This is a genomic window from Acidovorax sp. GW101-3H11 (assembly GCF_001633105.1).
Lineage (GTDB): Bacteria > Pseudomonadota > Gammaproteobacteria > Burkholderiales > Burkholderiaceae_C > Acidovorax.
In genome coordinates this window covers 233,090-258,983 of the sequence record NZ_LUKZ01000003.1, presented here as the reverse complement: position 1 = coordinate 258,983, position 25,894 = coordinate 233,090, and the positions used below count along the sequence as shown (strand labels likewise).

Annotated in this window: 20 protein-coding genes and 2 tRNA genes; 16 read left to right on the top strand and 6 right to left on the bottom strand. The window is 66.4% G+C overall.

The features are described from left to right. The first annotated feature begins 146 nt into the window (after nt 1-146). The 4 genes from A1D30_RS04695 (at nt 147) to A1D30_RS04680 (ending at nt 6,879) form a co-directional block, all read left to right on the top strand. A complete protein-coding gene (locus A1D30_RS04695) occupies nt 147-2,153 on the top strand; it encodes a U32 family peptidase (RefSeq protein WP_063459611.1) in 2,007 nt (668 codons plus the stop codon). A 34-nt stretch (nt 2,154-2,187) separates the two neighbouring features. Beyond that, complete coding sequence (locus A1D30_RS04690; protein WP_063459610.1) at nt 2,188-4,881, top strand: cation-translocating P-type ATPase; 2,694 nt, start codon at nt 2,188-2,190, stop codon at nt 4,879-4,881. Between the two features lie 169 nt (nt 4,882-5,050). Beyond that, nucleotides 5,051-6,334 carry an aminotransferase class I/II-fold pyridoxal phosphate-dependent enzyme gene (locus tag A1D30_RS04685; protein WP_063459609.1) on the top strand — a complete coding sequence of 428 codons (1,284 nt, stop codon included), beginning with the start codon at nt 5,051-5,053 and terminating at the stop codon, nt 6,332-6,334. 83 nt (nt 6,335-6,417) lie between these two features. After that, nucleotides 6,418-6,879: an energy transducer TonB gene (locus tag A1D30_RS04680; RefSeq protein WP_082836317.1), complete on the top strand. Its 462-nt coding sequence runs from the start codon at nt 6,418-6,420 to the stop codon at nt 6,877-6,879. Nucleotides 6,880-6,893: 14 nt separating this feature from the next. On the opposite strand, the gene egtB is transcribed toward A1D30_RS04680, so the two are convergent. Both egtB and egtD read right to left on the bottom strand, forming a co-directional pair. Further along, a complete protein-coding gene (egtB, locus tag A1D30_RS04675) occupies nt 6,894-8,129 on the bottom strand; it encodes an ergothioneine biosynthesis protein EgtB (protein ID WP_063459607.1) in 1,236 nt (411 codons plus the stop codon). A gap of 10 nt (nt 8,130-8,139) precedes the next feature. After that, nucleotides 8,140-9,060 carry an L-histidine N(alpha)-methyltransferase gene (gene egtD / locus A1D30_RS04670; RefSeq protein WP_063459606.1) on the bottom strand — a complete coding sequence of 307 codons (921 nt, stop codon included), beginning with the start codon at nt 9,058-9,060 and terminating at the stop codon, nt 8,140-8,142. A 288-nt stretch (nt 9,061-9,348) separates the two neighbouring features. On the opposite strand from egtD, the gene A1D30_RS04665 reads away from it, so the two are divergent. The 4 genes from A1D30_RS04665 (at nt 9,349) to A1D30_RS04655 (ending at nt 12,003) form a co-directional block, all read left to right on the top strand. After that, nucleotides 9,349-10,026, top strand: a complete 678-nt coding sequence (locus tag A1D30_RS04665) for a protocatechuate 3,4-dioxygenase (RefSeq protein WP_082836316.1) — start codon at nt 9,349-9,351, stop codon at nt 10,024-10,026. 68 nt (nt 10,027-10,094) lie between these two features. Continuing rightward, on the top strand, nt 10,095-11,126 hold the full coding sequence (locus A1D30_RS04660; RefSeq protein ID WP_063459605.1) for a metal-dependent hydrolase: 1,032 nt from the start codon (nt 10,095-10,097) through the stop codon (nt 11,124-11,126). A gap of 113 nt (nt 11,127-11,239) precedes the next feature. After that, nucleotides 11,240-11,362, top strand: a complete 123-nt coding sequence (locus A1D30_RS26635; RefSeq protein ID WP_277922016.1) for a hypothetical protein — start codon at nt 11,240-11,242, stop codon at nt 11,360-11,362. Continuing rightward, nucleotides 11,359-12,003 (top strand): LysE family translocator, encoded by a 645-nt coding sequence (locus A1D30_RS04655; RefSeq protein ID WP_063459604.1) that lies wholly within the window; start codon nt 11,359-11,361, stop codon nt 12,001-12,003. The genes A1D30_RS26635 and A1D30_RS04655 overlap by 4 nt, the downstream gene beginning before the upstream one ends. A gap of 67 nt (nt 12,004-12,070) precedes the next feature. Here the strand turns inward: A1D30_RS04655 and A1D30_RS04650 are convergent, their stop codons facing one another. From A1D30_RS04650 to purL, 3 genes are all read right to left on the bottom strand, one after another. Next, nucleotides 12,071-12,661, bottom strand: a complete 591-nt coding sequence (locus tag A1D30_RS04650) for an OmpW family outer membrane protein (protein ID WP_063459603.1) — start codon at nt 12,659-12,661, stop codon at nt 12,071-12,073. Between the two features lie 400 nt (nt 12,662-13,061). Beyond that, nucleotides 13,062-14,048, bottom strand: a complete 987-nt coding sequence (locus tag A1D30_RS04645; RefSeq protein ID WP_063459602.1) for a DUF808 domain-containing protein — start codon at nt 14,046-14,048, stop codon at nt 13,062-13,064. A gap of 136 nt (nt 14,049-14,184) precedes the next feature. Beyond that, entirely contained in the window at nt 14,185-18,192 is a 4,008-nt protein-coding gene (gene purL / locus A1D30_RS04640; protein ID WP_063459601.1) for a phosphoribosylformylglycinamidine synthase, read from the bottom strand. Nucleotides 18,193-18,329: 137 nt separating this feature from the next. Between purL and map the strand changes: the two genes are divergently transcribed. Then, the gene (gene map, locus A1D30_RS04635) at nt 18,330-19,145 is read left to right on the top strand and encodes a type I methionyl aminopeptidase (RefSeq protein WP_063459600.1); all 816 of its coding nucleotides are present in this window, start codon (nt 18,330-18,332) and stop codon (nt 19,143-19,145) included. Nucleotides 19,146-19,233: 88 nt separating this feature from the next. Then, nucleotides 19,234-21,834, top strand: coding sequence for a [protein-PII] uridylyltransferase (locus tag A1D30_RS04630; RefSeq protein ID WP_063459599.1), 2,601 nt, complete (start codon nt 19,234-19,236; stop codon nt 21,832-21,834). Between the two features lie 24 nt (nt 21,835-21,858). Here A1D30_RS04630 and def read toward each other — a convergent pair whose 3' ends face one another. Continuing rightward, nucleotides 21,859-22,398, bottom strand: a complete 540-nt coding sequence (gene def / locus A1D30_RS04625; protein ID WP_063459598.1) for a peptide deformylase — start codon at nt 22,396-22,398, stop codon at nt 21,859-21,861. 128 nt (nt 22,399-22,526) lie between these two features. On the opposite strand from def, the gene A1D30_RS04620 reads away from it, so the two are divergent. From A1D30_RS04620 to A1D30_RS04595, 6 genes are all read left to right on the top strand, one after another. Then, entirely contained in the window at nt 22,527-22,955 is a 429-nt protein-coding gene (locus A1D30_RS04620; protein WP_063459597.1) for a YbaN family protein, read from the top strand. A 107-nt stretch (nt 22,956-23,062) separates the two neighbouring features. Next, nucleotides 23,063-23,138 (top strand) — tRNA-Asn (locus A1D30_RS04615). Between the two features lie 60 nt (nt 23,139-23,198). Continuing rightward, nucleotides 23,199-23,274: transfer RNA gene (locus tag A1D30_RS04610), tRNA-Asn, on the top strand. Nucleotides 23,275-23,386: 112 nt separating this feature from the next. Next, complete coding sequence (aat, locus tag A1D30_RS04605; RefSeq protein ID WP_063459647.1) at nt 23,387-24,142, top strand: leucyl/phenylalanyl-tRNA--protein transferase; 756 nt, start codon at nt 23,387-23,389, stop codon at nt 24,140-24,142. Then, complete coding sequence (locus A1D30_RS04600) at nt 24,139-24,897, top strand: arginyltransferase (protein ID WP_063459596.1); 759 nt, start codon at nt 24,139-24,141, stop codon at nt 24,895-24,897. The genes aat and A1D30_RS04600 overlap by 4 nt, the downstream gene beginning before the upstream one ends. Nucleotides 24,898-24,953: 56 nt before the next feature. Next, nucleotides 24,954-25,781 (top strand): IclR family transcriptional regulator, encoded by an 828-nt coding sequence (locus tag A1D30_RS04595; protein WP_063459595.1) that lies wholly within the window; start codon nt 24,954-24,956, stop codon nt 25,779-25,781. Nucleotides 25,782-25,894 lie beyond the last annotated feature (113 nt).

Below are 25,894 nucleotides of genomic sequence, written 5' to 3'. Positions count from 1 at the left end.
TTGTACACAACAAGCCCGCATCCTAGCCATGCCAGCGGCCATTTGCCGCACTTGCTATGCAAACTTAGCAATTTGCTCCGGCATTAACCACGCTAATGAGTCCGGCGCCCACCGCCCGGCAAGGCACGCTGGGATAATCACGCCCCATGTCTCTCCTGCCCCACCAGCTCGAACTGCTCTCCCCCGCGCGCGACGCCGACATTGGCATCGAAGCCATCAACCACGGCGCCGATGCCGTCTACATCGGCGGGCCCGCGTTTGGCGCACGCGCCAGCGCGGGCAACGACATCCGCGACATCGAGCGCCTGGTGAAACACGCGCACCGCTTCAACAGCCGCATCTTTATCACGCTCAACACCATCCTGCGCGACGACGAGCTGGAGGCCGCGCGCCAGATGGCCTGGCAGGTGTACGAGGCGGGGGCCGACGCGCTCATCATCCAGGACATGGGCCTGCTGGCGCTTTCCGACATGCCGCCCATCCAGCTGCACGCCAGCACCCAGACCGACATCCGCACGCCCGAGAAGGCCCGCTTTCTGCAGGACGCAGGCCTCTCGCAGATCGTGCTGGCACGCGAGCTGACGGTGCAGCAGATCGCCGCCGTGCACAAGGCGCTGGGGCCGGTCGATGCTCCCGGCCGCGCCAACATCGAATTTTTCATCCACGGCGCGCTGTGCGTGGCCTACAGCGGCCAGTGCAACATCAGCCACGCGCAGACCGGCCGCAGCGCCAACCGGGGCGACTGCAGCCAGGCCTGCCGCCTGCCCTACCAGGTGACCGATGCGCAGGGCCGCTTCATTGCGCACGACAAGCATGTGCTGAGCATGAAGGACAACAACCAGAGCGACAACCTGCGCGCCCTCATCGACGCCGGTGTGCGCAGCTTCAAGATCGAAGGGCGCTACAAGGACATGGGCTATGTGAAGAACATCACGGCCCACTACCGCACGCTCATCGACGAGATTCTGGAAGAGCGCGAGAGCGCGGGGCGCCCGCTGTCGCGCTCGTCCAGCGGCAGCACCACCTTCACCTTCACGCCCGACCCGCTGCAGAACTTCAACCGCGAGTTCACTGACTACTTCGTGACCGGCCGTAAGGAAGACATTGGCGCGTTCGACACCCCCAAGAACCCGGGCCAGGCCATCGGCTGGGTGACCAAGGTGGGCCCCGACTTTGTGGAGCTGGAAGTGAGCGACCCCGCCACCGTGCTGCACAACGGCGACGGGCTTTGCTATTACGACCTGCACAAGGAGCTGGTGGGCATGGCCATCAACGTGGCCGAGCCCGTGTCGGCACGCAGCGTGGGCCAGTGGCGCGTGTATCCGAAAGACCCGATGGACGGCTTCAAGGACCTGCGCAAGGGCACCGAGATCAACCGCAACCGCGACATGGACTGGGTGCGCACGCTGGAGAAAAAGTCCAGCGAGCGCCGCATCGGCCTGTGGGCGCACCTGAGCGAAACGCCTTCGGGCTTCAGCCTGATGCTGACCGACGAGGACGGCAATGTGGGCTGTGCCGAGGTGCAGCAGCCGCACCAGAGCGCCACGGACGCCGCCAAGGCCGAAGCCAGCCTGCGCGAGCAACTGGGCCGGTTTGGCGCCACCATTTTTGCGCTGCACGACATTGCGCTGCAGCTCTCGCAGCCCTGGTTTGTGCCCGCCTCGGTGCTCAATGCCCTGCGCCGCGATGCGCTTGCCGACCTGGAAGCCAGCCGCGCCCGCAACTTCATGCGCCTGCAGCGCGCCACGCCGGTGGAGCCCCCCGCGCCCTACCCCGAGGACACGCTTTCCTTCCTGGGCAATGTGTTCAATCACAAGGCGCATGACTTCTATGTGCGCCACGGCGTGAAGGTGATCGATGCAGCCTACGAGGCGCACGAAGAGGAAGGCGAAGTCAGCCTCATGATCACCAAGCACTGCGTGCGCTTTTCCATGAGCCTGTGCCCCAAGCAGGCCAAGGGCGTGACGGGTGTGCAGGGCACCATCAAGGCCGAACCCTTGATGCTGATCAATGGCAAGGAGAAGCTGACCTTGCGCTTTGACTGCAAGCCCTGTGAAATGCACGTGGTGGGCAAGATCAAGCGCCAGGTGCTGAACCAGGCCACAGAGATCCCCCTGACCTTCTACAAAGCCCGGCCGCAGAACGCGCACTGATCCCCCGGCATGCGGCCGCACTCCAGAACGCCGCATGCCACCTGCCAACGCCCCCCACCTGCACCCCGCCGAGGCCGTCGCCCAGGCCCATGGCGTCAACCCTGACGCAGGCCTGCATGCCCACGAGGCCCAACGCCGCAGCGCCACCCATGGCGCCAACGAACTGGCCGCATCGCAAGACCGCCCCTGGTGGCGCCTGCTGGCCGACCAGTTCAAGGACTTCATGGTGCTGGTGCTGCTGGGCGCGGCGGTCATCTCTGGCCTGGTGGGCGAGGTCACCGACACGCTGGTGATCCTCGTTATCGTGGTGCTCAACGCCGTCATCGGTTTTGTGCAGGCCTGGCGCGCCGACCAGGCCATGGCCGCGCTGCGCCAGCTGGCAGCCGCCCATGCCACCGTACTGCGCGGCGGCGCCGTGCAGGTGGTGCCCGCCACGGTGCTGGTGCCCGGCGACATCGTGTTGCTGGAGGCGGGTAACCAGATTCCGGCCGATCTGCGGCTCATCGAGATTGCGCAGCTGCAGGTGGATGAATCTGCCCTGACGGGCGAATCCGTCACCGTGGCCAAGCAGACCGAGGCCCTGGCGGCCGAAGACGTGGGCGCGCTGGGCGATCGCACCAACATGGCCTTCAAGGGCACCACCGCCACCCATGGCCGCGCGCGCGGCCTGGTGGTGGCCACCGGCATGCACACCGAGCTGGGCAAGGTCGCCACGCTGCTCGACGCGGGCGACCGCAGCACGCCGCTGCAACTGCGCCTGGCGGCTTTTGGCAAGCGCCTGGCGATTGCGGTGCTGGGCATCTGCGCGGTGATCTTTGTGGTGGGCGTGCTGCGCGGCGAGGCACCGCTGCTCATGGCCCTCACCGCCATCAGCCTGGCCGTAGCCGCCATCCCCGAGGCGCTGCCCGCCGTGGTGACCGTGCTGCTGGCTCTGGGCGCACGCCGCATGGTGGCCGTGCATGCGCTGGTACGGCGGTTGCCGTCGGTGGAGACGCTGGGCTCCGTCACCACCATCTGCTCGGACAAGACCGGTACCCTCACGCAAAACCGCATGCATGCCGAGCTTCTGCTGGCCCAGGGCCTGCGCTGGGTGCCCGGCGACCCCTTGCCCGGTGCGGCCCACGCCGAGGCCCTGCGCGCCGCCGCGCTGTGCAACGATGCCACGCGACAGGCGAACACCGAGAGCGACGCCCCAGGCACCCAGTGGCTGGGCGACCCCACCGAAACCGCGCTGGTGCTGGCCGCCCACGCGGGCGGGCTGGACAAGGCCCAGCTCGACGCTGCCAGCCCCCGCGTGCAGGAGCAGCCCTTTGACTCCGACCGCAAGCGCATGACCACCTTCCACCGTGATGGGCACGGGTTTGTGGCCTACACCAAGGGCGCGCCCGAATCCGTGCTGCCCCGCTGCACCGCCCACTGGACGCCCGAAGGCGCTGCCGCACTCGATACCGCCCAGGTCCTCGCCACCGCCCAGCAGCTCGCCGCCCAGGGCCTGCGCGTGCTGGCACTGGCCCGCCGCAGCCACGCCCGCCTGCCCGACACCAACGACATCGACGCAGTAGAAAACCAGCTGGAGCTGCTGGGCCTGATCGCCCTCATCGACCCACCGCGTTCTGAGGCCCAGGCCGCAGTGCGCGACTGCATCAGCGCGGGCATCACCCCGGTGATGATTACCGGCGACCACCCCGCCACCGCACGCGCCATTGCGCACCGCCTGGGCATTGTGAAGAGCAGCGAAGCCCCCGTGCTCACCGGCGCCGACCTGGCCACGCTGGACGATGCCGCGCTGCGCGCCCGCGTGGAGCAGGTGCAGGTCTACGCCCGCGTGGACCCGGCGCAGAAGATTCGCATCGTCGAAGCGCTGCAGGCCCAGGGCCACTTTGTGGCCATGACAGGCGACGGCGTGAACGACGCCCCGGCACTCAAGCGCGCCGACATCGGCGTGGCCATGGGCCAGGGCGGCACCGACGTGGCGCGCGAGGCATCCAGCCTGGTGCTGCTGGACGACAACTTCGCCACCATCGTTGCAGCCGTGCGCGAAGGCCGCCGCATCTACGACAACATCCGCAAGTTTGTGCGCTACGCGATGACGGGCAACTCGGGCGAGATCTGGACCATCTTCCTGGCGCCGCTGCTGCTGTTGCCCATTCCGCTGCTGCCCATCCACATCCTGTGGGTCAACCTGGTCACTGACGGCCTGCCGGGCCTGGCGCTGGCGGCCGAGCCGGCCGAGCGCGGCATCATGCAGCGCCCACCCCGCGCACCGCGCGAGAGCCTGTTTGCGCACGGCATGTGGCAGCACATTCTGGGCGTGGGTCTGCTCATTGGCGGGCTGTGCCTGGCCGTGCAGGCCTGGGCGCTGCACACCGGCCATGCGCACTGGCAGACCATGGTGTTCACCGTGCTCACGCTGGCGCAGATGGCGCATGTGATTGCTATCCGCTCCGAATCCGAACCCATCTGGCGCCTGGGGCTGCTGAGCAACCGCCCGCTGCTCTACGCCGTGCTGCTCACCTTTGCGCTGCAGATGGCGACCATCTATGTGCCCTGGCTCAACCCCATCTTCCGCACCGAGCCGCTGAGCCTGGGCGAGCTGGCGCTGTGTATTGGTGCCGCGCTGGTGGTACTGGTGGTGGTCGAAGTGGAAAAGGCCTGGCGGCGCAGCCAGCAGGCAGGCCGCACAGCCCCTGAGCCCGCCGCCAGTGCCATAGACGAGCCCACTGCATAGATGGGCCCATGGCGCACAAGAACCTCATAAGTACATAGCCAACGATTCGATGACGCCGGGGGCCTCCGGTGCCAGAATGGCCCGCGCCATCGGCACATCGCGCAACGCCCAACCATGGGTGGAGGCCGATTGCCCCACTCCCTTCCCTTCAACGAAAGAGACAAGCTTCATGAAAATCGAGACCCTGGCCGTACACGCAGGCTACAGCCCCGACCCCACCACCAAGGCCGTTGCAGTGCCCATCTACCAGACGGTGGCCTACGCGTTTGACAGCGCCCAGCATGGCGCGGATTTGTTTGACCTGAAGGTGCCGGGCAACATCTACACCCGCATCATGAACCCCACCACCGACGTGCTCGAAAAGCGCGTCGCGGCGCTCGAAGGCGGCATTGCCGCGCTGGCCGTGGCCTCGGGCATGGCCGCCATCACCTACGCCATCCAGACCATTGCCGAGGCGGGCGACAACATCGTGTCCGCCAGCACGCTGTATGGCGGCACCTACAACCTGTTTGCCCACACGCTGCCCCAGCAGGGCATCACCACCCGCTTTGCCGACCCGCGCGATCCGGCCAGCTTTGCGCAGCACATTGATGCGCGCACCAAGGCGATCTTCATCGAGTCCATCGGCAACCCGCTGGGCAACGTGACCGACATCGCGGCCATCGCCAAGGTGGCGCATGACCACGGCGTGCCGCTGATCGTGGACAACACCGTGCCCAGCCCCTACCTGCTGCGGCCCATCGAGCACGGCGCCGACATCGTGGTGCATTCGCTCACCAAGTACCTGGGCGGCCACGGCAACAGCGTGGGCGGCGCGATTGTGGACAGCGGCAAGTTCCCGTGGGCCGAGCACAAGGCGCGCTTCCCGCGCCTGAACGAGCCCGATGTGAGCTACCACGGTGTGGTCTACACCGAGGCCCTGGGCCCCGCCGCCTTCATTGGCCGCGCGCGCGTGGTGCCGCTGCGCAATACCGGCGCGGCACTGTCGCCGCAAAGCGCCTTCCTGATCCTGCAAGGCATCGAGACCCTGGCCCTGCGCATGGACCGCATCTGCGACAACACACTGGCCCTGGCCAAATACCTGCAAAGCCACCCCAAGGTGGAATGGGTGCGCTACGCGGGCCTGCCGGACCACCCCGACCACGCGCTGGTGCAGCGCCAGTCGGGCGGCAAGGCTTCGGGCATTTTGAGCTTTGGCCTCAAGAGCACCGACGCCGACCCGCGTGCGGCCGGGGCGCGTTTCCTCGACGCGCTGCAGCTCTTCACGCGCCTCGTCAACATCGGCGATGCGAAGTCGCTGGCCACACACCCGGCATCCACCACCCACCGCCAGCTCAACCCCGAAGAGCTGGCCAAGGCGGGTGTGAGCGAGAGCATGGTGCGCCTGTCGGTGGGCATCGAGCACATCGACGACCTGCGGGCCGACCTGGTGCAGGCACTCGACGCCGTCTGAGCCTTCGGCAACAGCCGGCGCAGGTTGCGGGATACTGGAGGGCCTGCCCCGCAGATCGCGGGGTGCCCTGATTCAAGATCGCCATGTCCCGCCTATCCCCTCTTGCTCCGGTCACGCTCGGCCTGCTGATTCTCGTCGGCTGCAGCTCCACACCCTCCATCCCGCCGCGCGGAGCGGATGTGACCGATTCCCACGTCGCCAGTTTCCGCCAGAAGGAGGACGAGCAACTGCTGCAAAAGCAGGTGTCACCTCCGCTGGATGCGCCTTTGTCGCTGCTGGAAGCACCGCTGCCGCGCTACCCGTCCTTCCTGCTGAATGACACCTCATCCAAAGCACGCGGCGATGTGACGGTGTCGTTCGAGATCATGCCCAGCGGGCTGGTCGGCACCGTTCGCGTGCTGTCCGGCACAGGGGACGATGCCCTGCACAAGCCGGCAATCGATGCGGTGCGCCGCTGGAAATTTGCGCCGCTGCTACGCAACGGGGAACCCGCCCGCCTGGTCCTGCAGCACACCTTCCGCATGGAACCTGAGCGCGTCAGATAGCGCGGTAACGCCACTCATGCGTCACGCGCCAGCCGCAGCCCGCTGTATTGCCAGCGTGCAGTGGCAGGAAAAAAGTTGCGGTAGCTGCTGCGCGCATGCCCCGGCGGCGTAGCGCACGAACTGCCGCGCAGCACGTACTGGTTGACCATGAACTTGCCGTTGTATTCGCCCACCGCGCCTTCGGCCGGGCGAAAACCGGGGTAGGCGGCGTAGCTCGACTGCGTCCATTGCCAGGCGGTGCCAAACAGCTGCTCCAGCCCAGGGCCGCCACTGGGTGCCAGCTGCGCGGCGTGTTCCCATTCGGCCTCGGTGGGCAGGCGTGCGCCCGCCCAGCGGGCATAGGCATCGGCCTCGTAGTACGACAGGTGCAACACCGGCAGCGCCGCCTGCACTGGCTGCAGGCCCGCCAGCGTGAACACCTGCCAGGGGCCGTCGCCACCCGGGCGGTGCCAGTACAGCGGGTGCTCCAGCCCCTGGGCCACACGCCAGTCCCAGCCTTCGGCCAGCCAGTGGGCGGGCTGCTGGTAACCCCCGGTCTGCACAAACGCCAGCCACTCCCCACAGGTCACCAGCCGCGAGGCCAGTGCATATGGCGCGAGGTAGCAGCGGTGGCGCGGGCTTTCGTTGTCGAAGGCAAAACCGGCGCCACCGTGGCCAATGTCCACCAGCCCCCCTTCCAGCGGCACCCAAGCTGAGGGCGCGACGGCGGGGGCAATGATGGGGTCGCCCACGCAGGTGGCGACATCACCATAGGCCGGGAAGGTGGGGTTGCACGACAGCAGGTGCTTGATGTCGGTGAGCAGCAGCTCCTGGTGCTGCTGCTCGTGCTGCAGGCCCAGCTCGACCAGAGCGCGCAGCGCGTCGATTTGCAGCACGGTGGGCATGAGCCGCGCCATGCGCTGGTCCACATTGGCGCGGTAGGCCAGCACCTCGGCCAGCGGCGGCCGCGTGAGCAGGCCCCGCTGCGGGCGCGGGTGCTTCGCCCCCACACCGTTGTAGTAGGAGTTGAACAGCACTCGGAACGCGGGGTTGAACGGCGCAAACCCCGGCTCGTTCGGCTCCAGCACAAAGGTCTCGAAGAACCAGGTGGTGTGCGCCAGGTGCCACTTGGCGGGGCTGGCATCGGGCATGGACTGCGCGCCGCAGTCCTCGGCCGACAGGGGAGCGACCAGGGCCTGGGTGTGATTGCGCACAGCCATGTAGCGGGGCAGCAGCCCGGTGATCGACGAGCCAAAGTCCATGTTGGTCATACAAAACCCTTCAGGGCCTGGCGTGCACCACGGCAAACCAGCCCCGGTCGTCGGTCCATGCCTGGGCCTGCGAGAACCCGGCGCGCTCCAGCATGTCGGTGAACACGCGCAGGGGGTACTTGTAGCTGTTCTCGGTGTGGATGCGCTCGCCCTGGTCAAAGCGGCGGCCGCCACCGGGCCATTGCACGTCGAAGTCCGCCATGGCCTCCAGGTGCATTTCGATGCGCGACGCGCCCTGGTTGAAAAATGCGCGGTGCTGCCACTGCTCCACGTCAAAGTTGCTGCCGATGAGCCGGTTCACATGCCGCAGCACATTGCGGTTGAAGGCAGCCGTCACGCCCGCCGCGTCGTCGTAGGCGGCTTCGAGCACGTCCACGTCCTTGGGCAGGTCGATGCCAATCAGCAGGCCACCGTCGTCGTCGATCAGCTCGCGCATGTGGGCCAGCAGGTCGAGCGCGTGGGGCGGGTCAAAGTTGCCGATGGACGAGCCGGGATAGAACACCAGCCGCCCGGTGCGCGGAATGTCGTCGGGCAGGGCCACGCCCTGCGTCATGTCGCCGCCCACGGCCCGCGCATCGAGGCCGGGGAAGTCGTCGCGCAGGCCCTGCACCGCCGCCTGCAAAAAGTCGGCAGAAATATCCACCCCCACAAAACACGCAGGCCGCACCAGCCGGCACAGGGTGCGGGCCTTCTGGCAGTTGCCCGCGCCCAGCTCGACCAGCGTGCGCCCCACGCCCACGGCGCGCGCGATGTCGGCCGCATGCTGGTGCATGAGCGCGGTTTCGGTGCGGGTGGGGTAGTACTCGGGCAGGCGGGTGATTTCCTCGAACAGGCGGGAGCCGTGCTGGTCGTAGAAGTATTTGGGCGAAATGCTCGCGGGCCGCTGGTTCAGGCCACGTGTGATGTCGTCGGTGGGGCTGGGCAAAGGCATGGGTAGTGTCGAGGCGTCTCACGCGGCGCACATGCGCCGCTGGTTCATCCAGCAGAACGGCCCCGGGGCCCTGTGGGCTCCCGCAGACCATCCCGCACCCGGGCGGAGGCGCCAAACAATCACCCCTACCGCCAGCGGGCCATTGTGCGCCGCCTGGATGACATTGTGTGCATGCCATTTCTGCCGCAGCCCACGCCTGGCACGGTGCTCCACTGCCATTTTTGTGGGCACTTTCGGCCGGGGCACCGCTCCAACGCCGCTCTGCCCACCTTTTTGCAGGAGTGCCCCATGCCCGTCCACACCGGTTCAACGCCATCCAGCCCCCGCCCCGCCCCAGCCGCAGTGCCCACCCGGCGGCGCCTGCTGCGGCAGGGGCTGTGGGGCAGCGCCCTGGTGGTGGCCCCAGCCCTGGTGCCCGCCGCCTTGGCGCAAGGGGCCTTGACCCCCACGCCGCGCCAGACCGAGGGGCCGTACTACCCGGTCCGGTTTCCGTCGGACAGCGATGGCGACCTGCTGCGCAACGGCCTGATGCGCTATGTGGACGGCCAGCCCGTGTGGGTGGAGGGCCGGGTCACCGACATGCAGGGCGTGCCCCTGGCGGGTGGCACGGTCGAGATCTGGCAGTGCGATGCAGACGGCCACTACCACCACCCCGGCGACGGTAACAAGGCTGCCCCGGCCTTCCAGGGCTTTGGCCGCGTGGTGCTGGGCCGCGACGGGCGCTACCGCTTTCGCACCATCCGGCCCGCGCCTTACACGGGGCGCACGCCCCACATCCACTTCAAGGTGCGCCTGCCCGATCGCGAGTTGCTGACCACGCAAATGTATGTGGCGGGCAACCCGGGCAACACGAGCGACTTCCTCTGGAGCCGCCTGAGCGCGGCGGAGCGAGCAGCCCTCACGGTGCCGTTTGCGCCATCGGCCGATGGCGTGCGGGCCGAGTTTGCGCTGGTGGTGCAGGCCTGAGTGGCCGCCAATCGCCACCACCCGCCACAATCCACCACCCCTTCTGCTCCGCTCACCTGCTCCACCGCATGGATTCCGTCACCCAACTCGTTCTGGGCTCCGCCGTCAGCATCGCCACCTTAGGCCGCCGCACCGCCGTGTGGAAGGCCGCGCTCTGGGGCGGCATTGCCGGCACGCTGCCCGACCTGGACGCGCTCATCGACCATGGCGACGCCATCCTCAACATGGTGCTGCACCGCTCGGAGAGCCATGCCCTGCTCTACCTCACCCTGCTGTCGGCGCCGCTGGCCTGGCTGGTGTCGCGCCTGCACCGGGAGCCGGGCCTGTTCACCCGCTGGTGGCTGGCCCTGTGGCTGGCGCTGATCACCCACCCCTTGCTCGACTGGATGACGGTGTACGGCACGCAACTGCTGCTGCCGTTCACCCACACGCCGTATGCCGTGGGCAGCGTGTTCATCATCGACCCGCTTTACACCCTGCCGCTGCTGATGGGCGTGCTGCTGGCGCTGCTGATGCGCCACGGGCGGGGCATTGGCTGGGTGCGCGCCGGGCTGGTGCTGAGCACGGCCTACCTGGGCTGGAGCGTGGCCGCGCAGCAAATGGCCACCCAGCGGTTTCTGGCGCACGCCCCGGTGCCGCAGCTGGCGCCCGGCAAACTACTGGTCACACCCGCACCCTTCAACACCCTGCTGTGGCGCGCCGTGGCTGTGACGCCCACGCACTACTACGAGGGCTACTACGGGCTGCTGGACGGCGACCGCCCCGTGCGCTGGACCGCCCACGAACGCGGGGAGGCCCTGTACGCGCGCTACCAGGGCAACGCGCTGGTGGACCGCGTGGCCCGCTTCAGCCACGGTTTCTTCAAGATGAGCGAGGCCGGGGGCGAGGTCTTCATCACCGACCTGCGCATGGGCAACGAGCCCACCTACACCTTTCACTTCAACCTGGGCAGCCCGGCAGAGATGGCCCTGGGTCAGCGCCCCACCACCCAGCAGTGGCAGCGGCCCGACCTGACCACCGCCCTGCCCTGGCTGTGGGCGCGCATGGGCGGAGCCGATGTGGTGCTGGCCCCACCGCAGGCCGCGCGCGGGCAGCCGTAGGGGCCCCAGCGCTCGGAAGCGCAGGTGTACTGCCCCAAATTGCGGCATCTGTGCCTTGTGACGGGGCGGCCTGCGGCCTACGCTGGGCCCATCCTTCCCGACCACACCACGCCATGCCCTCCATGCCCCGCCACCGCACTGGCAGCCACAAGAATCGGTGGCCCAGCGGCACCAGCGGCACCAGCGCCACCCTCGGCAACGTCAAACCCGGCCCGGGCTGCGGGGTGGTCACATGACGCTCGCCACCCTGCTGGTCTTCGCGCTGGTGGCGCTGGTGGCCATTGCCACGCCGGGCCCCACGGTGCTGCTGGCGCTGACCAATGGCGCGCGCTACGGCGTGCGCCGGGCCCTGCCGGGCATGCTGGGTGCGGTCACGTCCGACTTCGTGCTTGTGGGCGCCGTGGCGCTGGGCCTGGGCGCACTGCTGGCCGCGTCGGAGTTCTGGTTCTCGGTGGTGAAGTGGCTGGGCGCGGCCTACCTGGCCTGGCTGGGGTGGCGGCTGCTGCGCTCACAAGGGGGGCTGGATGTTGCATCCGCAGGAGGTGACCCGGGCGCTGTGGGGACGGCAGCCACGCCACGCAGCATCTTCCTGCGCTCGTTTCTGGTGGCGCTCACAAATCCCAAGGGCTATCTCTTCTGCTCGGCGCTGTTGCCGCAGTTCATCAACGCCAACGCACCACAGTGGCCACAGTACGCGGCCATTGCGGTGGTGTTTGCCAGCCTCGATGCGGTGGTGATGCTGGCCTATGCGCTGGTCGGTGCACGTGCCATCCGGCTGCTGCACCGCCGCGCAGTGCGGTGGCTGGACCGCTGCTGCGGGGGCGCATTGCTGGCGCTGGCCGCCTCACTGGCGTTGTACCGCCGCAATGTGGGCTGACCAGCGCCGCCGCAAAGGCGCTTGCCGGGCGCTGCCCGCCATCACCAGGGTGATGGCGGACGGCACCTCAGAAGCGCCAACCCAGACCCACGCCCACCAGAACAGGGTCTACCTTGAAGGTGCCCAGCTTGGCACCACCCGCAGTCACATCGGTCTTGATGAAGACCTTCTTCACGTCAAAGTTGAGGTACAGGTTCTTGGCCAGCGGGATGTCCACACCCACCTGCAGCGCGGGGCCAAAGCTGTTGCGGTCGATGTTCACACCGGCGGGCAGGTTCACACTGGAGAAACGCGTGTAGTTCAGGCCCGCGCCCACATAGGGCTTGAAGCCGGGGGCATCAAAGTGGTACTGCGCCAGCAGTGTCGGTGGCAGGTGCTTGAGCGTGCCGATGGCTGCGCCACCGGCGCTGAGCGTGTGCTTTTGCGGCACCGTGAGGATCAGCTCGGCCGCGATGTTCTTGTTGAAGAAGTACGTGATATCGACTTCAGGAATCGCCTTGTTGTTGACCGTGAGGCCCAGGGGCGTGCTGTCCTTGTTGGCGCTGTCCAGGTGCACCGCACGTGCACGGACCATCCAGGGGCCTTCAGCCTGTTGCGCCAGGGCAGCGCCGGAAGACAGGACACACAGGGCAGCTACAGCCAGCAGGTTCTTTTTCATGGTGATTTCGCATCGGTTGGACGGGGACGACCCCCGTGCATGTATTGAACCGCTGCGCCTGCCCACCGGCCTTGCCCTAACTCAAGGCCTTGGTACTAACCCTTAGACTTACATCAAGGCATACCCATTCTTAGAACGTGTTTACGATCTTTGCAGGGCCGCGCAAGTACCTTGCCGGGATGGGATGCAAGGCGCGGGGTGCAGTGGATAGCTTGGCTATCCACAAGCGCCGCAACGCTGCAGACAGCCCGGCAAGGCACTTGCCCGAAGGGTTGGGGCGAAATCGGGCGATTGGACGCCTCGACTGCTTGCATGGGCACGAGCCCATGCGGCGCATCCGAAGCATCCACTCATCCCGATTGCGCCCCAACGCGGCCCCGAAAAGATCGTAAACACGTTCTTACGCTGTGGACTTGCCGCGCAGGCGCTGCACCAGCGTGACACCGGCCAGCACCAGCCCCCCGGCCACAATGCCCACCACGGCGTTGAGCAGGTTCTCGGCCACCACCTTCCACACCCCGCCTGCGGGCCACTGGCCTGCTGCGTTGGCTGCGGCCTCGACGGCATGGTGCAGGGCAGGCACTCCGTGCACCAGAATGCCGCCGCCCACCAGGAACATCGCCGCCGTGCCCGCCACGGACAGGCCCTTCATCAGCCAGGGCGCCGCCCGCACAATGCCCGCCCCCAGTGCCCGCGCCGTGCTGCTGGCCTTGTTGCTGAGCCACAGGCCCAGGTCATCGAGCTTGACGATGCCCGCCACCAGGCCATACACGCCGATGGTCATGATGATGGCGATGCCCGACAGCACGGCCACTTGCTGCGCGAAGGGCGCGGTGGCCACGGTGCCCAGGGTGATGGCAATGATTTCGGCCGACAGGATGAAGTCGGTGCGCACCGCGCCTTTGATCTTGTCTTTTTCAAACGCCACCAGATCCACGGCCGGGTTGGCGTTGGCCTTGGCATGGCTTTCGTGTCCGGCAGCGTCTTCGTGCGGTGCATGCAGCAGCTTGTGAGCCACCTTCTCAAAGCCCTCGAAACACAAGAACGCCCCGCCAATCATGAGCAGCGGGGTCACCGCCCAGGGCGCAAACGCGCTGATGAGCAGCGCAGCGGGCACCAGGATGACCTTGTTGATCATCGAGCCCTTGGCCACGGCCCACACCACAGGGATCTCGCGCTCGGCGCGCACGCCGGTGACCTGCTGGGCGTTGAGCGCCAGGTCGTCCCCCAGCACCCCCGCCGTCTTCTGGGCTGCCACCTTGGTCATCACAGACACATCGTCGGCCATGGCCGCACTCTTCTTGGCAGCCACTTTGGTCATCACGGCCACGTCGTCCAGAATGGTGGCGATATCGTCGAGCAGGGCAAGCAGGCTGCCAGAGGCCATGGGAGGTCCTTGGAATGGATGAAAAGCGCAGACTATAGCAATGACCCGCGTCAATCCTGCTCATACTGCCGCCCCATGAAAAACGGGGCCGCAGCCCCGTTCCCAGTCACGCGTGCTGCCTAAACGGCAGGCAGGGTCAGCCGACCCACTTGCGCGCATTGCGCCAGATGCGCATCCAGCCGCTGTACTGCGCCTGGTCTTCGCTGGTCCAGCTCATCTGCACGTTGCGGAACACGCGCTCGGGGTGCGGCATCATGGCGGTGAAGCGGCCGTCGGCCGTGGTCACCGCCGTCAGGCCACCGGCACTGCCGTTGGGGTTGAACGGATACTGCTCGGTCGCGCGGCCCTGGTTGTCCACATAGCGCATGGCGGCAATGGCCTTGTCGGCGTTGCCCCGGTACTTGAAATTGGCATAGCCCTCGCCGTGTGCCACCGCAATCGGCAGGCGGCTGCCCGCCATGCCTTGCAGGAACAGGCTGGGCGATTCGAGCACCTCCACCAGCGACAGGCGGGCCTCGAAGCGTTCGCTCTGGTTGGTGGTGAAGCGCGGCCAGTCTTGTGCGCCGGGGATGATGTCAGCCAGCTCGGCAAACATCTGGCAGCCGTTGCACACGCCCAGGCCGAACGTGTCGGTACGACCAAAGAAGCCCTGGAACTGCGCGGCCAGCACCGGGTTAAAGGTGATGGAACGCGCCCAGCCAATGCCAGCGCCCAGCGTGTCGCCGTAGCTGAAGCCGCCGCAGGCGACCACGCCCTTGAAGTCTTCGAGCTTGACGCGGCCGGTCTGCAGGTCCGTCATGTGCACGTCGTAGGCCTCGAAACCCGCCTCGGTAAAGGCGTAGGCCATTTCGATGTGCGAGTTCACGCCCTGCTCGCGCAGGATGGCGACCTTGGGTTTGGCCAGATTCAGGTACGGCGCCGCCACGTTGTCGGCCGCATCGAACGTGAGGTGCACGTGCAAACCCGGGTCGGTGGGCTCGCCCGCTGCCGCGTGCTCGGCGTCGGCGTTGGCAGGGTTGTCGCGCTGCTGGCAGATCTTCCAGCTCACCGCATCCCACACCTGGTGCAGATCGGCCAACGGGGCACTGAACACGGCCTTGGCATCGCGCCAGACTTGCAGCTCGCCCTTGCCCGCGTCGATTTCGGACGATGTTGGGCGCGTCTTGCCCACAAAGTGGCTGAACTTGGACAGGCCATGTTCGCGCAGCACTTGCATCACGTCGTTGCGCTCGCTGGTCTTGACCTGCAGCAGCACACCCAGCTCTTCGTTGAACAGGGCCTTGAGTGTGAGTTCTTCGCGGCGGGCGCTGACCTGTTGTGCCCAGTTCTTGGCGTCGCCGGTTTCCATGCGGCTATCACTGATGCCGTCGCCTTCGGTCACGAGCATGTCCACATTCAGTGCCACGCCCACATGGCCTGCAAAGGCCATTTCGGCGGCTGCGGCCAGCAGGCCACCATCGCTTCGGTCGTGGTAGGCCAGGATCTGGCCCTTGGCGCGCAGTGCGTTCACCGCGTTGACCAGGTTGACCAGGTCTTTGGGGTCGTCCACATCGGGCACCACATCGCCGCTTTGGTCCAGCGTCTGGCCCAGGATGCTGCCGCCCATGCGGTTCTGGCCCTTGCCCAGGTCGATCAGCACCAGGGTGGTGTCGGCCTCGGTGGCGTTGAGCTGGGGCGTGAGCGTGCCGCGCACGTCGGACAGTGAAGCGAAGGCGCTCACGATCAGGCTGACGGGCGAGGTGACTTTCTTCTTGTCCGAACCTTCGCTCCACTGCGTGCGCATGGACAGCGAATCCTTGCCCACGGGGATCGACACGCCCAAAGCGGGGCACAGCTCCATGCCCACGGCCTTCACGGTTTCGTACAGCGCAGCGTCTTCGCCGGGCTCGCCACATGCGGCCATCCAGTTGGCGCTGAGCTTCACGCGCGGCAACTCGATGGGCGCGGCCAGCAGGTTGGTGATGGCTTCCGCCACGGCCATGCGGCCCGATGCGGGGGCGTTGATGGCGGCCAGCGGCGTGCGCTCGCCCATGCTCATGGCCTCGCCCGCAAAGCCTTTGTAATCGGCCAGTGTCACGGCGCAATCGGCCACAGGCACTTGCCAGGGGCCGACCATCTGGTCGCGGTGGCTCAGGCCACCCACCGTGCGGTCGCCGATGGTGATGAGGAAGCGCTTGGAGGCCACCGTAGGGTGGGCCAGCACGTCGATCACGGCCTTTTGCAACGGCACGCCGGTCAAGTCCATGGGTGCGAATTCACGCTCCACGGTCTTCACGTCCCGGTGCATCTTGGGCGGCTTGCCCAGCAGCACGTTCATGGGCATGTCCACGGGCAGCTTCTGGTCTTCGGCCGTGGCAGCGGGGTCGTGCAGCACCAGTTGGCGCTCTTCGGTGGCGGTGCCAATCACGGCGAACGGGCAGCGCTCGCGTTCGCAGAAGGCTTTGAACTGTTCCAGCGACTCGGGCGCAATCGCCAGCACGTAGCGTTCTTGCGACTCGTTGCTCCAGATTTCCTTGGGCGCCATGCCCGATTCTTCGAGCTGCACGGCACGCAGGTCAAAGCGTGCGCCACGGCCCGCGTCATTGGTCAGCTCAGGGAAGGCATTGGACAAACCACCCGCGCCCACGTCGTGAATGGCCAGGATGGGGTTTGCCGCGCCTTGCACCCAGCAGTGGTTGATGACCTCTTGCGCACGGCGCTCGATCTCGGGGTTGCCGCGCTGCACCGAGTCAAAGTCCAGCTCGGCCGCATTGGTGCCGGTGGCCATGGAGCTGGCCGCGCTGCCGCCCATGCCGATGCGCATGCCAGGGCCACCCAGCTGGATCAGCAGCGAGCCGGCGGGGAATTCGATTTTCTTCGTCAGCTCGGCGTCGATCACACCCACGCCGCCCGCGATCATGATGGGCTTGTGGTAGCCGCGCTGCACGCCGCCCACGTTCTGCTCGTATTCGCGGAAGTAGCCGTTGAGGTTGGGGCGGCCGAATTCGTTGTTGAACGCCGCGCCGCCCAGGGGGCCTTCGACCATGATCTGCAGCGAGCTGGCAATGTGCTCCGGCTTGCCGACCGTGCTGCCCCACAGCTTGGACACCGTGAAGCCCGTGAGGCCCGCCTTGGGCTTGGAACCCCGGCCGGTGGCGCCTTCATCGCGGATCTCGCCACCCGCGCCGGTGGATGCGCCCGGGAAAGGCGAGATGGCCGTGGGGTGGTTGTGGGTTTCCACCTTCATCAGCACATGCTGGGTAACGCTACTCTTTTGATAGCTATTAGCGTTTGATGGATGCGCGGTAGCGGCCATTTTTGCCACAAATCGTTCGACCTGGTGGCCTTCCATGACCGAGGCGTTGTCCGAATACGCGATCACCGTGTGCTGCGGCGCCAGCTGGTGGGTGTTGCGGATCATGCCGAACAGGCTCTTGTCCTGGGCCACGCCGTCGATGGTGAACTGGGCGTTGAAGATCTTGTGGCGGCAGTGTTCGCTGTTGGCCTGCGCGAACATCATCAGCTCCACGTCGGTGGGGTTGCGCGCGAGGCCCGTGAACGCGGTCACGAGGTAGTCGATTTCGTCGTCGGCCAAAGCCAAGCCGAAGCGGGTGTTGGCGGCTTCGAGCGCAGCGCGGCCACCGGCCAGCACATCCACGTGCTCCATGGGCGCGGGCTGCAACTCGGTGAACAGCGCGGCTGCGGCGCTGCGGTCGGCCACCACCGATTCGGTCATGCGGTCGTGCAACAGGGCGGCGACCTGGGCCAGTTGCTCAGCGGTCAGTTCGGGCGCCTTGCCCAGCAGGCCCGCTTTGAGGCTGACGCGGTATTCGGTGATGCGCTCCACGCGGCGGATGGCAATGCCGCAATTGCGGGCAATGTCGGTGGCTTTGGAGGCCCAGGGCGACAGCGTGCCCAGGCGGGGCGTGACGATGAGCACGGCACCGTCTTCGGGGCCTGCGTACGGATCGCCGTAGGTCAGCAGCGCTGCCAGGCGCTCTTGCTCGGTGGGTGTGGGGGCCGCGTCGGTGGCGACCAAGTGCACGAAACGCGCTGCAATGCCACTGATCTTGGGGTGGATCGCCTCCAGGGCGGGTTGAAGTTGCTGGGCGAGGAAGGAGCTGAGGGCGTTGCCGCCCGCCAGCGTGGTCATGTGCAAGGTCACGGTAGCGGCCTGTTGGGGGATGTCAGGGGTAGAGGGTGGCTCCGGGCGCCAGCGTGCAGCCAGGACCGGAGCCCGGCATTTTACCGGGCATGGCCGCACCGCCTGCGTGGCGCGGGGGCCAATGGGATAATCCGGGGATGAGCATCACCATCAAAAGCGCTGAGGACATCGAGGGCATGCGCCTGGCCTGCCGCCTGGCCTCCGAAGTGCTGGACTACATCGCCCCCCACATCAAGCCCGGCATCACCACCAAAGAGATCGACCGCCTGGGCGCCGAATGCATGGCGCAGCAAGGCACCATCTCGGCCACGGTGGGCTACCAGCCGCCGGGCTACCCGCCCTACCCGGCTTCGCTGTGCACCTCGGTCAACCATGTGGTGTGCCACGGCATCCCCAACGACAAACCGCTGAAGAAGGGTGATATCGTCAATGTGGACGTGACCGTCATCACCAAGGACGGCTGGTACGGCGACAACAGCCGCATGTACATGATCGGCGAGTGCTCGATTGCCGCCAAGCGGCTCACCGCCATCACGTTCGATGCCATGTGGCACGGCATCGTGCAGGTCAAGCCCGGCGCCCACCTGGGTGATATCGGCCACGCGATCCAGAAGTTCGCAGAAGCGCAGGGCTTCTCCATCGTGCGCGAGTTCTGCGGCCACGGCATTGGCCAGAAGTTCCACGAAGAGCCCCAGGTGCTGCACTACGGCCGCCCTGGCACGCTCGAAGAGCTGGTGCCCGGCATGGTCTTCACCATCGAGCCCATGATCAATGCGGGCCGCCGCGAGGTGAAGGAACACGGCAACGACGGCTGGACCATCGTGACCAAGGACCACAGCCTGTCGGCCCAGTGGGAGCACACGGTGCTGGTCACGGAAACGGGGTACGAGGTCATGACCCTGTCGGCCGGATCGCCCCCGCTGCCACCCTTTGTGACAGCCACCAAGACCTGAGGCGACGGCGGGGCCACCCGCGCACCAGGCAGCCGCTTGCACAACTCTTGCATGGCTTTTTCATGGCCTCCCACGATACTTACCGACCATGACTGAACTCCATGCCCTGCGCGACGCCTACCGCAGCGACAAGGCCGCCCTGCTCGCGGCCATGAAAGCCACCGGCGCATCGACACGCGGCATCCGCGTGGTGCTGCGCAAGCTGTCGTCGCTGGCGGGCAGCCTGCTGCAGACCCTGTGGCAACGCGCCCAGCTCCCCGATGACCTGGCCCTGGTGGCCGTGGGCGGCTTCGGGCGCGACCAGCTGTTCCCCTACTCCGATGTCGATGTTTTGCTGCTTTTGCCCGACGGCGCCGCGCCCGAGGCGGGCAGTGCGCTGCGCGCGCAGCTCGAAGGCTTCATCGGCAGCTGCTGGGACACGGGGCTGGAGATCGGATCGAGCGTGCGCACCGTGGCCGAATGCCTGGCCGAAAGCGCGGGCGATGTCACCGTGCAGACCTCGCTGCTCGAATCGCGGCTGGTGTGTGGCAACGCGGCACTGTTTGCCGAGTTCCAGCGCCAGTACCGTGCGCAGATGAACCCCGAGGCCTTCCTGGTCGCCAAGACCCTGGAGATGCGCCAGCGCCATACCAAATACGAGAACACGCCCTACTCGCTGGAGCCCAACTGCAAGGAATCCCCCGGCGGGCTGCGCGACCTGCAGATGATCCTGTGGGTGGCGCAGGCGGCGGGCCTGGGCCGCAACTGGAAGGAGCTGGCCGCCAGCGGCATGGCCACCGCCTTCGAAGTGCGCCAGATCGAGCGCAACGAGGCGCTGCTGTGCCTCATCCGTGCCCGCCTGCATGCAGCGGCCGGGCGGCACGAAGACCGGCTGGTGTTCGACCTGCAGACCGCTGTGGCCGAGTCGTTTGGCTACCGCTCGCAGGCACCCGACGGCTCGCGCCTGCCCATGCGGGCCAGCGAGAGCCTGATGCGCCGCTACTACTGGGCGGCCAAGGCGGTGTCGCAGCTCAGCCAGATCCTGCTGCTCAACATCGAGGAACGCCTGAGCCCCTCGACCCACGAACCGCGCCCCATCAACGAGCGGTTCTTCGAAAAGGCGGGCCTCATCGAAGTGGCCAGTGACGACCTGTACACCCGCGACCCGCACACGATTCTGGAGACCTTTCTGCTCTACCAGACCACCGTGGGGCTCAAGGACCTGTCGGCCCGCACCCTGCGCGCGCTGTACAACGCGCGCGGCGTGATGGACAGCGCCTTCCGGCGCGACCCGGTCAACCGCGATGCCTTCATGCGCATCCTGCAGCAGCCCTCGGGCATCACCCACGCCATGCGGCTGATGAACCAGACCTCGGTGCTGGGGCGCTACCTCTGGCCGTTTCGCCGCATCGTGGGGCAGATGCAGCACGACCTGTTCCACGTCTACACGGTGGACCAGCACATCCTGATGGTGCTGCGCAATGTGCGCCGCTTCTTCATGGCCGAGCATGCGCACGAGTACCCGTTCTGCTCGCAGCTGGCTGCGGGGTGGGACAAGCCCTGGATCCTGTATGTGGCAGCGCTGTTCCATGACATTGGCAAAGGCCGAGGGGGCGACCATTCGCAGATTGGCGCCGAAGAAGTGCGGCGCTTTTGCCGCCAGCATGGCGTGGGCCGCGAGGATGCGCGGCTCATCGAATTCCTGGTGCGCGAGCACCTGACCATGAGCACCGTGGCGCAAAAGCAGGATCTGAGCGACCCCGATGTGATCGGCGCTTTTGCGCGCCGCGTGGGCAACGAGCGCAACCTCACGGCGATGTACCTGCTCACAGTGGCCGACATCCGCGGCACCAGCCCCAAGGTCTGGAATGCCTGGAAGGGCAAGCTGCTGGAAGACCTGTACCGCGCCACCCTGCGCACCCTGGGCGGCCGCGCGCCCGATGCGGCCGCCGAGATCGAGGCCCGCAAGCGCGAGGCCCTGGTGCTGCTGGCGCTCAACGCCCTGCCCTTTGAAGCGCACAAGGCGCTGTGGGCCACGCTGGACGTGAGCTATTTCATGCGCCACGACGCTGCCGACATTGCCTGGCACACACGCCACCTGTCGCGCCACGTGGGCACAGCCAAACCGGTGGTGCGCGCCCGCCAGTCACTGGCGGGCGATGGCTTGCAGGTGATGGTCTACGCCGCCGACCAGGCTGACCTGTTTGCGCGCATCTGCGGCTACTTCGACCGCGTGGGCTTCAGCATCCTGGATGCGCGCGTGCACACCGCCAACAACGGCTATGCGCTCGATACCTTCCAGGTCGTGGCCTCTTCGGCATCTGAACAGCCCGGGCACTACCGCGAGCTAACCCACATGGTCGAGAGCGACCTGATGCGCGTGATCGAAGAAGGCGGCCCGCTGCCAGAGCCCGCGCGCAAGCGGGTCTCGCGCCGGGTCAAGAGCTTTCCGGTTGCGCCCCGCGTCACCCTGCGGCCCGACGAAAAGGCGCAGCGCTGGCTGCTGGCGATCTCGGCCAGCGACCGTGCGGGCCTGCTCTATTTGGTGGCACGCATCCTGGCGCAGCACCACCTGAGCGTGCAGCTGGCCAAGGTCAGCACCCTGGGCGAGCGGGTGGAGGACACCTTCCTCATCCAGGGCCCCGAGCTGCAGAACAACGCACGCCAAATCCAGATCGAGACCGAGCTGCTGCGCGAGCTGTCGTCCTGACACCGGCCCTGCGCCTGCACCATGTCAGTCGTCTTCCGTGGCGCTGATTTCCGGGAACAGCACCTCGGTAAACCCGAACTGTGTGAAGTCCCGCACCCGCATCGGGTAGAGCTTGCCGATGAGGTGGTCGCACTCGTGCTGCACCACGCGGGCATGGAAACCCTCCACGGTGCGATCGATGGGATCGCCGTACGGATCAAATCCGGTGTAGTGGATGCGCGACCAGCGCGGTACCTTGCCGCGCAGACCGGGCACCGACAGACACCCTTCCCAGTCTTCCTCTTCGTCGTCGCCCAAAGGGGTGATGACCGGGTTCAGCAGCACGGTCGGAGGCACCAGGGGGCGGTCCGGGTAGCGCGGATTGCGGTCGTTGGAGCCAAAGATCACCAGTTGCAGGTCCACCCCGATCTGGGGCGCCGCCAGGCCTGCGCCGTTGACGGACCGCATGGTGTCGAACATGTCCCGCACGAGAAGATGCAGGGCATCGGTGTCAAACTCGGTCACGGGCTGGGCCACGCGCAGCAGGCGCGGGTCGCCCATCTTCAGGATGGTGTGAATGGTCATTGAATGAGCAGGAATTTGAGCCGAGGCCAACGCGAAGATATGCACTGGTTGATGGGGCGCACTCAGCATAACGTGCGGACAGCCACTGCGCAGCACCCGTCCCGTTCAGCCCCCCTCACAATACCCCCATGGCCACGACGCCCCCAGACGACTCCATCCCCGAGCCCCCCGAACCTTTGTTAAGGCCTCTGCCTTGGCCTGTGCGCTGGCTGCTGCAGGCCTTTGCCGTGTTGTGCCTGGTGATGGGCGCCATTGGTGTGGTCGTTCCCGGCCTGCCCACGACTGTATTCATCCTGATGGCGGCCTGGGCTGCGGCGCGCAGCTCGCCACGGCTGTACCGCTGGCTCTGGCACCACCGGCTGTTTGGCCCCCTGCTGCGCAACTGGGCGCAGGGCGGCAAGGTCAGCCGCCGCGCCAAGTGGAGCGCTGCCCTCGTGATGTCCCTGAGTGCCGTGGTGCTGCTACTGACAGTGTCACGCCCATGGATCGTGGCGGTGGCGATCGGGAGCATGGCCTGCGTCTTGGCCTGGTTGTGGCGCCGACCCGAGCCGTCGTGAAAATCCGGCTGCAGCGCCCGAATGGCATCAGCCAAATCAGCGCGGTGGCACAAACCCACTGCAAATGCTTTTTGGGCTGATTTTTGTGTATATAATCTAAGTCTTGTTCCTCGATAGCTCAGTCGGTAGAGCGCCGGACTGTTAATCCGTAGGTCCCTGGTTCGAGCCCAGGTCGAGGAGCCAAGATTTTGCAGGCCCTGCATGAGTAAAGCGGGGCCTTTTACATAGATAGATACCGATTATTCCTCGATAGCTCAGTCGGTAGAGCGCCGGACTGTTAATCCGTAGGTCCCTGGTTCGAGCCCAGGTCGAGGAGCCACTCTGATAGCCCTGCATCGTCATCCGATGCGGGGCTATTTTTTTGCCCGCTGCGGCACCAACCGACACACGGGGCCACATGCCAGACAATGGTGTCTTTGCGTTCTGCCACCATGCCCCCGCAACTGCCCTGGCTGGAAATCGAAGACCCATTCCCCGCTCCCGCTCTGGCCTGGGGGCCTGAAGATCCCGCACCCGGCCTGCTGGCTGCCGGAGGAGCACTGGACGTAGCGCACTTGTGCGCCGCATACGCGCAAGGCACCTTCCCCTGGTATGGCCCCGGGCAACCCATCCTGTGGTGGGCGCCAGACCCGCGCATGACGCTGCCGGTCGCCGAGTTTCGACTGCACCGCTCCCTGCGCAAGACGCTGCAGGCCTTCCGCACCCAGGCGCACTGCGAAATCCGCGTGGACCACGCGTTCAGACAGGTCATCACCGCGTGCGCCACCAAAGAGCGTGAGGGCCAGGCGGGAACCTGGATCGTGCCGGAGATGGTCGAGGCCTATACCCGGCTCCATGCAGCAGGCCATGCCCACAGCGTCGAGACCTGGGTCCATGGCGAATTGGTCGGCGGGTTGTACTGCGTGGCACTCGGTCGGGCGGTGTTTGGCGAATCCATGTTTGCCCATGCCACCGATGCCTCCAAGATCGCGCTCTCGGCCCTGGTCGCAATGTGCCGCCACCACGGCATCGGCCTGATCGATTGCCAGCAGAACACCGGGCATCTGGCCTTTCTCGGCGGGCGAGAAATCCCCCGCTCCGAATTCCTTCTGCAGGTCGAAAAGGCCCGCAATCAACCCGCCATCCCCTGGGCGTTTGACCCCGTATACTGGAACGAGCTGCTGCCCACCACGACCCCCAAGGCATGACGCAACTCAACGACCTCCCGCTGCAGACCCTGCAGTTCTATGCGACCGCCCCCTACCCCTGCAGCTATCTGCCGGACAGGCAGGCACGATCGCAGGTCGCCACGCCCAGCCACCTGATCCAGAGCGACCTGTACTCCGACCTGGTCGCCAAGGGATTTCGCCGCAGCGGCATGTTCACCTACCGGCCATATTGCGATGGCTGCCAGGCGTGCACTCCGCTCCGGGTACTGGCCAACGAGTTCAAACCAGATCGTAGCCAAAGGCGTGCTGCGGCCCGCCATGCAGGGCTGCAGGCGCGGGTGCTGCGCCTGTGTTTTGTACCCGAGCACTACCAGCTCTACCTGCGCTACCAAAACGGTCGCCATGCGGGCGGCGGCATGGATCAGGACAGCATTGACCAATACACCCAGTTCTTGCTGCAAAGCCGCGTCAACTCGCGGCTGGTGGAGTTTCGAGAAACCGACGCATCAGGAGAGCCCGGCGCCCTGAAGATGGTCTCCATCCTCGATGTGCTTGATGACGGCCTGTCGGCGGTCTACACCTTCTACGAGCCCGAGCCCCACTGCAGCTACGGCACCTACAACGTCCTTTGGCAGATCGAGCAGGCACGCTCGCTGGGGCTGCCCCATGTGTACCTGGGTTACTGGATCGAAGCCAGCCCCAAGATGAACTACAAGGCCCGCTTTCACCCCCACGAGATCCGCACGGACGGCAATTGGCATCGCATGCATGCAGCCCCGCCTCACGGCGCCTGAACACCTGGCAACATTTCACAAGGTAAGATGCAGCGGCTTTTGCTTCACTGCCGCCCATGAAAAAAATCGATCCCAGCATTCCCGTCAAACCCAGCGTTCAGGTGCTGGAGCGCATGTTTACGCTGATCGACGTGCTGGCCTCCCGTGAAGACGCAATCTCCCTGAAGGAAATCAGCGAAAAGACAGGGCTGCACCCGTCTACCACCCACCGCATCCTGAACGACCTGACCATTGGCCGGTTTGTGGACCGCCCGGAATCCGGCAGCTACCGGCTGGGCATGCGGCTGCTGGAGCTGGGCAACCTGGTCAAAGCCCGCCTGAGCGTGCGCGACGCCGCCCTGACCCCCATGCGCAACCTGCACAAGCTCATCCAGCAGCCAGTCAACCTGAGCATGCGGCAAGGAGACGAGATCGTGTACGTGGAGCGCGCTTACAGCGAACGTTCTGGCATGCAGGTGGTGCGCGCCATCGGGGGCCGGGCGCCCCTGCACCTCACATCCACCGGCAAACTGTTCCTGGCACTGGACGACCCCCAGCGCGTGCGCGCCTACGCCACGCGCACGGGCTTGGCAGGCCACACACGCAACAGCATTACCCAATTGCCGGTGCTGGAACGTGAGCTGGCCAAGGCCCGCCAATATGGCATTGCGCGCGACAACGAAGAGCTGGAACTGGGCGTGCGCTGCATGGCTGCGGGGGTCTATGACGACCAAGGGAAGCTCGTGGCTGGCCTGTCTATTTCAGCCCCTGCCGATCGACTGGACGAGGGCTGGATGCCCAAGCTGCAAGCCACCGCCAACGAAATATCCCTGGCCCTGGGCCACGTGTCCACCACCGACCCCAACCACGACATACCGGCAAGCAGCCATGGCGACTTTCGCTAACTTCTGCGCCTTTCGCTGATCTCTATCGCAGAAATCAACAAACACCCAAAGCACAAAACACCACCAAGCGGCAGTGCTGCGTGCGGGCGATCACACCCTCAAAGCAAAACACC

Excerpts from the sequence above, each read along its gene's own strand:
- A1D30_RS04695 (WP_063459611.1), top strand. The coding sequence starts at position 147 with ATGTCTCTCCTGCCCCACCAGCTCGAACTGCTCTCCCCCGCGCGCGAC.
- A1D30_RS04690 (WP_063459610.1), top strand. The coding sequence starts at position 2,188 with ATGCCACCTGCCAACGCCCCCCACCTGCACCCCGCCGAGGCCGTCGCC.
- A1D30_RS04685 (WP_063459609.1), top strand. The coding sequence starts at position 5,051 with ATGAAAATCGAGACCCTGGCCGTACACGCAGGCTACAGCCCCGACCCC.
- A1D30_RS04680 (WP_082836317.1), top strand. The coding sequence starts at position 6,418 with ATGTCCCGCCTATCCCCTCTTGCTCCGGTCACGCTCGGCCTGCTGATT.
- egtB (WP_063459607.1), bottom strand. The coding sequence starts at position 8,129 with ATGACCAACATGGACTTTGGCTCGTCGATCACCGGGCTGCTGCCCCGC.
- egtD (WP_063459606.1), bottom strand. The coding sequence starts at position 9,060 with ATGCCTTTGCCCAGCCCCACCGACGACATCACACGTGGCCTGAACCAG.
- A1D30_RS04665 (WP_082836316.1), top strand. The coding sequence starts at position 9,349 with ATGCCCGTCCACACCGGTTCAACGCCATCCAGCCCCCGCCCCGCCCCA.
- A1D30_RS04660 (WP_063459605.1), top strand. The coding sequence starts at position 10,095 with ATGGATTCCGTCACCCAACTCGTTCTGGGCTCCGCCGTCAGCATCGCC.
- A1D30_RS26635 (WP_277922016.1), top strand. The coding sequence starts at position 11,240 with ATGCCCTCCATGCCCCGCCACCGCACTGGCAGCCACAAGAATCGGTGG.
- A1D30_RS04655 (WP_063459604.1), top strand. The coding sequence starts at position 11,359 with ATGACGCTCGCCACCCTGCTGGTCTTCGCGCTGGTGGCGCTGGTGGCC.
- A1D30_RS04650 (WP_063459603.1), bottom strand. The coding sequence starts at position 12,661 with ATGAAAAAGAACCTGCTGGCTGTAGCTGCCCTGTGTGTCCTGTCTTCC.
- A1D30_RS04645 (WP_063459602.1), bottom strand. The coding sequence starts at position 14,048 with ATGGCCTCTGGCAGCCTGCTTGCCCTGCTCGACGATATCGCCACCATT.
- map (WP_063459600.1), top strand. The coding sequence starts at position 18,330 with ATGAGCATCACCATCAAAAGCGCTGAGGACATCGAGGGCATGCGCCTG.
- A1D30_RS04630 (WP_063459599.1), top strand. The coding sequence starts at position 19,234 with ATGACTGAACTCCATGCCCTGCGCGACGCCTACCGCAGCGACAAGGCC.
- def (WP_063459598.1), bottom strand. The coding sequence starts at position 22,398 with ATGACCATTCACACCATCCTGAAGATGGGCGACCCGCGCCTGCTGCGC.
- A1D30_RS04620 (WP_063459597.1), top strand. The coding sequence starts at position 22,527 with ATGGCCACGACGCCCCCAGACGACTCCATCCCCGAGCCCCCCGAACCT.
- aat (WP_063459647.1), top strand. The coding sequence starts at position 23,387 with ATGCCCCCGCAACTGCCCTGGCTGGAAATCGAAGACCCATTCCCCGCT.
- A1D30_RS04600 (WP_063459596.1), top strand. The coding sequence starts at position 24,139 with ATGACGCAACTCAACGACCTCCCGCTGCAGACCCTGCAGTTCTATGCG.
- A1D30_RS04595 (WP_063459595.1), top strand. The coding sequence starts at position 24,954 with ATGAAAAAAATCGATCCCAGCATTCCCGTCAAACCCAGCGTTCAGGTG.